Origin of the sequence: Rhodococcus sp. NPDC057014 (genome assembly GCF_042673295.1) — a bacterium.
In the GTDB taxonomy this organism is placed as follows: Bacteria; Actinomycetota; Actinomycetes; order Mycobacteriales; family Mycobacteriaceae; genus Rhodococcus_F.
Genome location: NZ_JBHUSF010000353.1, coordinates 1 through 9,126, shown reverse-complemented (window position 1 = coordinate 9,126; position 9,126 = coordinate 1). Strand labels below are relative to the sequence as shown.

The window sequence follows — 9,126 nt, the reverse complement described above, 5'->3', positions numbered from 1 at the left end:
GTTGTACTTCGGCTCGGGACTCAGTTGAAGGAGTCGCCGCAGGCGCACGAACCGGTCGCGTTGGGGTTGTCGATGGTGAAACCCTGCTTCTCGATGGTGTCGACGAAGTCGATGGAGGCACCCTCGACATACGGCGCGCTCATCCGGTCCACCGCGAGGGCGACGCCACCGAAGTCCACGATCAGGTCGCCGTCCAGGTTGCGGTCGTCGAAGAACAGCTGGTAACGCAGTCCTGCGCAGCCGCCGGGTTGCACGGCGATACGCAGTGCGAGGTCGTCACGACCTTCCTGATCGAGCAGCGCCTTCGCCTTGGCGGACGCGGCTTCGGTCATCTTGACGCCGTGGACGGCGGTCTCGTTCTGCACAGTCATGGGCTCTCCCTGTAGTTCGTAACAAACCCGTGAACGCTTCAACGGTACTCCGCGCCCGACTTATTCCCGGGTTCCATTCCCTGCGGCAGCGTCCGCAGATCGATCCACGTCCATGGTATCCGACGTCGGGGTTTCGGGTTACTGCCGTGCGGTTGCGCCGTCCCATCCGCGGGCGGCGGCGGCGGCGAGGTCTCTCAGCTGCGCGTATGCGTCCGACATCGCGAGTTCGACCGACCCGGCGTGGTCCACCAGCGACAGGGCGTCGTCGATGCCGGCGCGGTCCAGATCGTCCGTGTCGAGGAGCACCTGCCCGGCCAGGACGAGCGTCGCGATGGCCCGCCTGCGGGCGGCGGCGGCGAGCGCGCTCACGAGTTTGCCGCGCAGCGACTGCCGGTCGAGGCGGCCTTCCCCGGTGATCACGAGCTGCGCGGACGCGAGTTGCCTGTCTTGCCGGGTGCGCTGGGCGACCACGTGGGCACCGGATTCGCGGGTACCGCCGAGCGCGAGCAGCGCGGCGCCGATACCACCCGCGGCTCCGGCACCGGCCTCCGCCGCGACGTCCCGGGCCGTCACCCGGTGCAGTTGCCCGGCCCACGCGGCGTTCCGGTCCTCGAGGAACTCGACGGTGCCCGCATCGGCACCTTTCTGCGGTCCGAACACACGGGCGGCACCGTGCTCACCCAGCAGCGGGTGTTCGACGTCGGTCGCGACCACCAGTTCCACCGCGCGCAGCCGGGCGACGGCGGCGTCCGCGCTGCCGAATCCCTGCGCGAGGGATTCGACGAGGCCCCGACCGCCGTCGGTGCAGCTGCTGCCGCCGAGACCGACGACGATTCTGCGGGCGCCGGCGTCGAGGGCCGCCACCACGAGCTGCCCGACACCTCGGCTGTGCGCGTCGCGGGCGGTGCGGGGCGTCGGTGGTCCGCCCAGCAGTCCGAGTCCGCAGGCCTGGGCGGATTCGAGGTAGGCGTCGGTGCCGTCGAGGAGCCAGCGGGCGGGTACGTCGACGCCGAGGGGCCCTTCCACCACCGTGGTCTTGACGGTGCCGCCGGCAGCCGCGACCACGTCCACGAAGCCGGGGCCGCCGTCGGACTGCGGGGCCTCGATCAGCTGGTCGTCCGGGCGCACGGCCGACCATCCCGCCGCGATGGCGGCGACCGCCTCGACGGCGGTCAGCGTCTCACCGAAGGAGTCCGGTGCGATCAACACTCGCATCGGCGAAGTGTATGGCGACGGGCGCGACCCGGCATTTCGATGTGAGGGCAATTTTCCACTCCGTGGCGTCTTCCCATAGTCTGGAAGAGTGAAATTGCTACGCCGCGGTGATTCGGACAATTCAGACAAGCGGGACGTCGAGGTCGCCGAGTCGTCCACGGCCAAGGAGGCGGAGTCCGTCGAGCAGGCGGGCAAGGGCCGCCCGACCCCCAAGCGACGCGACGCCGAGTCGAAGCGCCGCGGACCGGTCGCGCCCGCACCCCTGACGGCGAAAGAGGCCCGCGCCCGCAGGAAGGCCACCCGCGGCAGCAAGGAAGAGCGCAAGGTCGCCGCAGCGGAGCGACGCGCCACCGCCGCCGAGCGACGCGCCCGCATGCTCGCCGGCGAAGACAAGTACCTCCTCCCCCGCGACAAGGGTCCCGTCCGCGCGTACGTCCGGGACATCGTCGACGCCCGGCGCAATCTGGTCGGCCTGTTCATGCCGCTGGCACTGGTTCTCATCATGGCGATGTTCGTCAGCCCGGCCCTGCAGGCGATCGTGACGCTCGCCATGCTCATCATGATGATGTTCATGGCCATCGAGGGCGTGTGGCTGGGCCGGAAGATCAACAATCAGGTGCGGGAACGCTTCCCGGACACTCCCGACGGCGGTTTCAAACTCGGCTGGTACGCATTCGTGCGGGCGTCGCAGATCCGCAAACTGCGGGCCCCCAAGCCGCGGGTGCGGCCCGGCGACGCCATCTGACGGTCAGTTGTGGGGCGCGCGGTGCGTCTCGGCGAGCAGCCGCCCCAGTTCGGCGTCGCGGTCCCGCGACAGGTCCGTCAGGGGATCGGCAGGCCGGAAGAAGTTGTCGCGGTAGCTGTTCCGCAGTCGCGGGTGAAGTGGTCCCAGGTGCCGCCCGGCGTACGTCACGGCCGCCTGCAGCACCAGGAGAAGTGCAACGAGGACGAGGAATTCGGTCATGGCTGAAATTTTCCGCCCATTCACTTTCCGCCAACAGTGGCGGAATTGACGTTCTTCGTCAAAATCCTGCCACGTCGGCGGGTTGGTAGCGTTTCCCTCCGTGCCCACCGCCGATTCCCCGGACCTCCCGGATCGCCCGAACCAGCCCAGGCGAACGCTGGTACTCGGCGGTGCACGGTCCGGTAAATCCGCTCACGCCGAGGAACTGACGCAGGCCCTGGCCGGGGCGGGCCGGGTGCGTTACGTCGCCACCAGCCACCGCGACCCCGGCGACCACGACTGGGAGCACCGCGTCGCCGAGCACCGCGATCGGCGCCCCGACAGCTGGGTCACCGTGGAAACCGCGCACCGCCGCGACCTCGCCGATCAACTGCGTTCCCCCACCGACGCGGCGGCCACACTCGTCGACGATCTCGGCACCTGGCTGACCGTCGAACTCGACGGCGCCGCGGCCTGGGATTCGCCGCGGGGCACCATCACCCCCGTCGCGGACGACCTCGTCGCGAGCGTCCGCGACTACCCCGGGGCACTCGTGCTGGTGACTCCCGAGGTCGGTCTCGGCGTCATCCCCGAGACCCGGTCCGGTCGCCTGTTCCGCGACGAAATCGGCGCCCTCAACGCGCGGCTCGCGCAGGTCTGCGATCGTGTGGTCCTCGTCGTGGCCGGCCTGACCATGATCCTGAAAGACGATCCCGCACGTGCGTCGTGCGGGGCCGACTCCACTCGAGCGAGAGGCCAAGCGTGACCAGCGAGTCCGTGAGCACCGACCCCGGTCGGTTCGAACCCGTCACCCCACCCGACGAAGGGGTTCGCGCGCAGGCCGAGGCCCGTCAGCTTCAGCTCACCAAACCGGCCGGATCGCTCGGACGTCTGGAGACGCTGGCGTGCTGGGCCGCGGCCTGCCAGGGCGTCTGCCCACCCGCCCCGTTCGCACGGGCACGGGTGGTGGTGTTCGCCGGCGACCACGGCGTGGCACGGACCGGCGTCTCCGCGTATCCGCCCGAGGTGACAGCGCAGATGGTCGCCAACTTCGTCGACGGTGGGGCGGCCGTCAACGCTCTCGCAAACCGGGCGGGCGCCGGCGTGCGCGTCGTCGACCTGTCGGTGGACGGCGACACGGATCCGTCGGTGTCCGCGTTCAAGATTCGGCGCTCGTCGGGGGCGATCGACCGCGAGGACGCACTCACGCACGAAGAGACCGTGAAGGCCATCGAGGCCGGACGGTCGATCGCCGACTCCGAAATCGATTCCGGCGCAGACCTGTTGATCGCCGGCGACATGGGAATCGGCAACACCACACCGGCCACCGTTCTCATCGCCGCGCTGACGGACACCGAACCGGTCGCGGCGGTCGGCCGGGGTACCGGGGTCGACGACGCCGGCTGGATCCGGAAGACGGCGGCGATCCGCGACGCGATGCGCCGCGCCCGGCCGGTGGTCCGGGACACGGTGGCACTGCTGCGCACGGTGTCGGGCGCCGACCTCGCCGCGACGGCAGGGTTCCTCGCGCAGGCCTCCGCGCGCAAGACTCCGGTCATCCTCGACGGCGTCGTCGTGACGGCGGCCGCGATGGTGGCCGAGGAACTGGCACCCGGCGCCCGCGCGTGGTGGCTGGCAGGCCACCGTTCCACCGAACCGGCCCACACGATCGCGCTGAAGCATCTGCAACTCGACCCGCTCCTCGAACTCGACATGCGACTCGGCGAGGGGTCCGGCGCCGTCACCGCGCTGCCGATCCTGCAGGGCGCCGTCGCGACGCTCGCGGAGATGGCGACGTTCGCGGAGGCCGGGGTCAGCACCCGCGACGCCGAGGACGGTTCCGAAACCCGGACCGACTCCGACAGCGGGTCCGACGCCGCCGACACCGCGGGCTGACTGTGACGGGTGTGCTGCTCGCCTTCTCCTGGCTGACGGTTCTCCCTCTGCGCGGTCCGGATTCCGTCGACCGTGCGGCAGGCGGCCGCGCGATCCGGGCGGCGCCGGTGACCGGGATCGCGCTGGGCGCCCTGGCCGCGGGACTGCTGTGGCTGCTCGTGTCCGCCGGACTCGATCCCGCGCTCGCCGGCCTGGTGACGGTAGGGGCGCACGCCCTCGCCACCCGCGGCATGCACGTCGACGGCCTGTCGGACACCGTCGACGGGCTCGGCTGCTACGGGTCGCCGGAGCGCGCGCGGGCCGTGATGCACAGCGGCGGCGCGGGCCCGTTCGGGGTGTGCGCCCTGGTGATCTGCCTGGGCGCGCAGGGGCTGGCGTTCGGATCTCTCGCCGCCGCAGGACAGTTCGCGTGTGTGGCCGTCGCCGTGGCGGCCGGGCGGGTGGCGGTCGTGTTCGCCTGCCGCCGCGGGATCCCCGCGTCCGCCACGGAAGGGTTCGGCGCGCTGGTCGCCGAGACCCAGTCGCCGTGGACCGGTGCCGCCTGGACCGTTCCGCTCCTCGCGGCGGCGGCATGGTGCACGTCGCCGTGGTGGCAGGGGCCCGTCGTCGTCGCGGTCGCACTGACACTCACCGCGCTGCTGGTGGCCCACTGCGTCCGGCGATTCGCCGGCCTGAACGGTGACGTGCTCGGAGCCGCGCTCGAGATCACCGTCACCGTCTCGGCGATCGGTCTCGCTTCCTGACCGACCGCCGACACGGCTCAGCGCAGTTTGGTCATCCAGCCATGGGTGTCGGCGAACGTTCCCCGTTGGATTCCGGTCAGCGTGTCACGCAGTGCCATGGTGACCTCGCCGGGCTCGCCGTCGGCGATGGTGAATTCGCCTTCGGCGGACTTGACCCGGCCGACGGGCGTGATGACGGCCGCCGTTCCGCACGCGAACACCTCGGTGATCTCGCCGGACTTCGTCTTGGTGCGCCATTCGTCGGTGCTGATCCGCCGCTCCTCCACCGCGAAACCGGCGTCGGTCGCGAGGGTCAGCAGCGAATTGCGGGTGATCCCCGGCAGCAGCGAACCGGACAGGGACGGCGTCACGAGGCGGGCATCGGATCCGGAGCCGAACACGAAGAAGAGGTTCATGCCGCCCATCTCCTCCACGTACGACCGCTCGATCGCGTCGAGCCACACCACCTGGTCGCAACCCTCGTCGGCGGCCTGCGCCTGCGCGAGGAGCGACGCCGCGTAATTGCCCGCGAACTTGGCGGCACCGGTGCCGCCGGGTGCGGCCCGGACGTACTCCGTCGACAGCCACACGCTGACCGGCTTCACGCCACGCGGGAAGTACGCGCCCGCAGGCGAGGCGATCAGCAGGTAGCGGTACTCGTCGGCCGGACGCACCCCGAGACCGGCCTCGGTGGAGAACATGAACGGGCGCAGGTACAGCGCGTCCTCACCGCCTGCCGCGGGCACCCACTCGTGATCGAGCTCGAGCAGTTCGGTGATCGACTTGACGAACAACTCCTCCGGCAGCTCCGGCATCGCGAGACGGCGAGCCGACGTCGCGAGCCGCTCGGCGTTCGCCTCGATACGGAACGTCGAGATGCCGCCGTCGGGCTGCCGGTACGCCTTCAGACCCTCGAAGATGGCCTGCCCGTAGTGCAGCACCATCGCGGCGGGGTCGAGCTGGAGCGGCCCGTACGGCTCCACCTTCGCGTCGTGCCAGCCGAGCTCCGTGGAGTAGGTGATCGACACCATGTGATCCGTGAAGTACCGGCCGAATCCGGGCGCCGCCAGTATCTCTCGCCGTACCTCGTCGGAGGTGGGGGCGGGATGCGGGACGCGAACGAACTCGGTGACACCTGTCATGCCCGTGATCTTATCGAACGCCTTCCGCTGCCCCGCCGCCGACAGGTCGTCCGCGACAGGTGCTTACTTGGTCTTGATCTCCACGAACGGCGGAGACACCACCTCGGCGCGCAGCGAGCGCCCCCGGACGTCCACGGAGATCTCGTCTCCGGCCGACACCCCGGACCCGGAATCGAGCAGCGCCAGCGCGATCCCGACCTTGAGCGTCGGCGAGAACGTGCCCGACGTGGTCTCGCCGATCGGCCTGCCGTCGCGGAGCACGGTCTGACCGGCGCGCAGCACGCCGCGGTCCAGCGCCTTGATGCCCCACAGTGCGCGGGCCGGGCCGGACGCCTTCTCGTCGGCGAGCGTCTCCTTGCCCCAGAACTTCGGCTTCTTCCAGCCGATCGCCCAGCCGCATCGCGCCTCGAGCGGGGAGATCTCCAGCGACAGCTCGTGCCCGTGCAGCGGGTACCCCATCTCGGTGCGCAGCGTGTCCCGGGCGCCGAGACCGGCGACCTGGCCGCCGTGGGCGCGGACCTGCTCGACCGCCGCCCGGAACAGCTTCTCGGTGTCGTCCCAGCGCGGCAGCAGCTCGAAGCCGATCTCGCCCGTGTACCCGCTGCGGCAGACACGGACGGGAACGCCGTCCCAGGTGGCGTCCGTGAAGGCCATGTAGTCGATGTCGGTGGGCAGGCCGAGCGCGGTGAGCACCTCCACCGACTTCGGCCCCTGCACGGCGATCACGCCGAAATCCCGGTGCTGGTCCTCCACCGTGACCCCGTCGGGGGCCGCGGCGGCGAGCGCCGCGACCACGTCCGCGGTGTTGGCCGCATTGGGGACGAGGAATACCTCGTCGGGGCTCACGTAATAGGCGATCAGATCGTCGATCACTCCACCCGACGGCGTGCAGCACAGCGTGTACTGCGCCTTGCCGGGACCGATCCTGCCGAGGTCGTTGGTCAGCGCCGAGTTCACGAAGTCGGCGGCGCCGCTGCCGCGCACGAGGGCCTTGCCGAGGTGGCTGACGTCGAACACTCCCACCGATTCGCGGACCGCAGTGTGCTCGGCGACGGTGCCGGCATACGACACGGGCATCTCCCAGCCACCGAACGGAGCGAACGTGGCCCCGAGTTCGACGTGGACGGCGTGGACGGGCCCCTGCGACAACTGCTCCTCGGTCATGCGCCTCAACCTATCGGACCTCCGGGTAGACGCGCACCGGGTGGCCGGAGGCGGCGGAGCACTACCATCGGAACGAACGTCGGCCACCCGGCACCACTCATCCCCCACCGCTGCAGGAGAGACACCGTGAGCACTCGCACAGCCCGACCCCTCGGACCACAACTCGCACTGGCCGGCACCGTCGGCAAGCGCGTGGACGTGTTGGTGATCGGACTGACGTCGAGCCCGGACGGCCCCGAAATCGCGCTCGGAGACGGCATCGTCGACGAATCGGTGCTGACCGACCTGCTCGACACGCTCGTCGCGGTGGGCGCCTCCGGCAAGGCCGAGGAGACCACCCGCATCCCGGCACCCGGCACGCTGCCGGTCGACAGCGTGCTCGCCGTCGGACTCGGTTCGGCCGAGAAGCTGGGCGCCGAGCAGATCCGCAAGTCCGCGGGCGCCGCGGCGCGAGCACTCAGCGGTGTCGGCACCGTCGCGACCACGCTGTCCGTACTCGATCTCGGTGCGGCAGCGGAAGGTTTCGCCCTCGGCGCGTACCGGTTCACCGAATTCAAGTCCGCGAAGTCCGCACCCGGCCCGGACGCACAGCCCGTCTCCCGCGTCGAGTTGCTGGTGTCGTCCCCGCGGGCGAAGGAGTCGAAGGACACCCTCGCGCGCTCGTCGGCGATCGCCGAAGCCGTCGCCACCGCACGCGAATTCGTCAACACTCCCCCGAGCCACCTGTTCCCCGCCGAATTCGCCGACCGCGCAAAGGCACTCGGCACCGACGCGGGCCTGAAGGTCGAGGTCCTGGACGAGAAGGCGCTCGAAAAGAACGGGTACGGCGGCATCCTCGGCGTGGGCAAGGGCTCGTCCCGGCTGCCTCGACTGGTCCGCCTCAGCTACTCCGGCAAGAAGCGGAACGCCCCCAAGGTCGCGCTCGTCGGCAAGGGCATCACCTTCGACACCGGCGGCATCTCCATCAAGCCCGCTGCAGGCATGGAGAACATGACGTCCGACATGGGCGGTGCCGCAGCCGTTGTCGCGACCGTGGTCCTCGCCGCCAAACTCGGACTGCCCGTCGACGTCACCGCCACCGTCCCGATGGCCGAGAACATGCCGTCGTCCACCGCGCAGCGCCCCGGCGACGTCCTCACCCAGTACGGCGGAACCACGGTGGAGGTCATCAACACCGACGCGGAGGGCCGACTCGTGCTCGCCGACGCCATGGTCCGCGCCTGCGAGGACGAACCCGACTACCTGATCGACACGGCGACGCTCACCGGCGCGCAGATGGTGGCACTGGGCAACCGGACCCCCGGCGTCATGGGCACCGACGAGTTCCGCGACCGCGTCGCCGCCATCTCCCAGGAGATCGGCGAGAACGCGTGGGCCATGCCGATGCCCGCCGAACTGCGCTCGGACCTCGATTCGAAGATCGCCGACCTCGCCAACGTCACGAATCACCGCTGGGGCGGCATGCTCGCGGCGGCCCTGTACCTGAAGGAGTTCGTCGCCGACGGCGTCCAGTGGGCGCACATCGACGTCGCGGGACCGGCCTACAACTCGTCGGGACCGTGGGGTTACACCGGCCGCGGCGGCACCGGTGTGCCGGTGCGCACCATGATCGCGGTGATCGAGGACATCGCCGCCCACGGGTAGGCCCCTGCCGTTCCCAACGGCCCTTGTGC

Annotated in this window: 10 protein-coding genes; 5 read left to right on the top strand and 5 right to left on the bottom strand. The window is 70.5% G+C overall.

Annotation, left to right across the window (positions count from 1 at the left end; all coding sequences use genetic code 11):
* Positions 1-20: 20 nt before the first annotated feature.
* Both ACFTZB_RS39105 and ACFTZB_RS39100 read right to left on the bottom strand, forming a co-directional pair.
* Positions 21-371: an iron-sulfur cluster assembly accessory protein gene (locus ACFTZB_RS39105; protein WP_005247725.1), complete on the bottom strand. Its 351-nt coding sequence runs from the start codon at positions 369-371 to the stop codon at positions 21-23.
* Between the two features lie 138 nt (positions 372-509).
* Positions 510-1,586: a glycerate kinase gene (locus ACFTZB_RS39100; protein ID WP_378440310.1), complete on the bottom strand. Its 1,077-nt coding sequence runs from the start codon at positions 1,584-1,586 to the stop codon at positions 510-512.
* An 88-nt stretch (positions 1,587-1,674) separates the two neighbouring features.
* Here ACFTZB_RS39100 and ACFTZB_RS39095 point away from each other — a divergent pair, with 88 nt between their 5' ends.
* Complete coding sequence (locus tag ACFTZB_RS39095; protein ID WP_378440309.1) at positions 1,675-2,331, top strand: DUF3043 domain-containing protein; 657 nt, start codon at positions 1,675-1,677, stop codon at positions 2,329-2,331.
* A gap of 3 nt (positions 2,332-2,334) precedes the next feature.
* Here ACFTZB_RS39095 and ACFTZB_RS39090 read toward each other — a convergent pair whose 3' ends face one another.
* Positions 2,335-2,550 (bottom strand): hypothetical protein, encoded by a 216-nt coding sequence (locus ACFTZB_RS39090; protein ID WP_087556203.1) that lies wholly within the window; start codon positions 2,548-2,550, stop codon positions 2,335-2,337.
* Between the two features lie 100 nt (positions 2,551-2,650).
* Here ACFTZB_RS39090 and cobU point away from each other — a divergent pair, with 100 nt between their 5' ends.
* From cobU to ACFTZB_RS39075, 3 genes are read left to right on the top strand one after another with little or no spacing between them, the layout of a single operon-like run.
* Positions 2,651-3,295: a bifunctional adenosylcobinamide kinase/adenosylcobinamide-phosphate guanylyltransferase gene (gene cobU, locus ACFTZB_RS39085; RefSeq protein ID WP_378440306.1), complete on the top strand. Its 645-nt coding sequence runs from the start codon at positions 2,651-2,653 to the stop codon at positions 3,293-3,295.
* Positions 3,292-4,425 carry a nicotinate-nucleotide--dimethylbenzimidazole phosphoribosyltransferase gene (gene cobT / locus ACFTZB_RS39080; RefSeq protein WP_378440304.1) on the top strand — a complete coding sequence of 378 codons (1,134 nt, stop codon included), beginning with the start codon at positions 3,292-3,294 and terminating at the stop codon, positions 4,423-4,425. Before cobU ends, cobT begins: the two co-directional genes overlap by 4 nt.
* A 2-nt stretch (positions 4,426-4,427) precedes the next feature.
* Positions 4,428-5,168 (top strand): adenosylcobinamide-GDP ribazoletransferase, encoded by a 741-nt coding sequence (locus ACFTZB_RS39075; protein WP_378440302.1) that lies wholly within the window; start codon positions 4,428-4,430, stop codon positions 5,166-5,168.
* A gap of 17 nt (positions 5,169-5,185) precedes the next feature.
* On the opposite strand, the gene ACFTZB_RS39070 is transcribed toward ACFTZB_RS39075, so the two are convergent.
* Both ACFTZB_RS39070 and gcvT read right to left on the bottom strand, forming a co-directional pair.
* Positions 5,186-6,289, bottom strand: coding sequence for a branched-chain amino acid aminotransferase (locus tag ACFTZB_RS39070; RefSeq protein WP_378440300.1), 1,104 nt, complete (start codon positions 6,287-6,289; stop codon positions 5,186-5,188).
* Between the two features lie 63 nt (positions 6,290-6,352).
* Complete coding sequence (gene gcvT / locus ACFTZB_RS39065; protein WP_378440298.1) at positions 6,353-7,453, bottom strand: glycine cleavage system aminomethyltransferase GcvT; 1,101 nt, start codon at positions 7,451-7,453, stop codon at positions 6,353-6,355.
* Positions 7,454-7,579: 126 nt separating this feature from the next.
* On the opposite strand from gcvT, the gene ACFTZB_RS39060 reads away from it, so the two are divergent.
* A complete protein-coding gene (locus ACFTZB_RS39060) occupies positions 7,580-9,097 on the top strand; it encodes a leucyl aminopeptidase (protein WP_378440296.1) in 1,518 nt (505 codons plus the stop codon).
* Positions 9,098-9,126: the final 29 nt, after the last annotated feature.

Bases quoted from the DNA above. Each gene is read 5' to 3' on its own strand.
- ACFTZB_RS39105 (WP_005247725.1), bottom strand. From the start codon at position 371: ATGACTGTGCAGAACGAGACCGCCGTCCACGGCGTCAAGATGACCGAA.
- ACFTZB_RS39100 (WP_378440310.1), bottom strand. From the start codon at position 1,586: ATGCGAGTGTTGATCGCACCGGACTCCTTCGGTGAGACGCTGACCGCC.
- ACFTZB_RS39090 (WP_087556203.1), bottom strand. From the start codon at position 2,550: ATGACCGAATTCCTCGTCCTCGTTGCACTTCTCCTGGTGCTGCAGGCG.
- ACFTZB_RS39070 (WP_378440300.1), bottom strand. From the start codon at position 6,289: ATGACAGGTGTCACCGAGTTCGTTCGCGTCCCGCATCCCGCCCCCACC.
- gcvT (WP_378440298.1), bottom strand. From the start codon at position 7,453: ATGACCGAGGAGCAGTTGTCGCAGGGGCCCGTCCACGCCGTCCACGTC.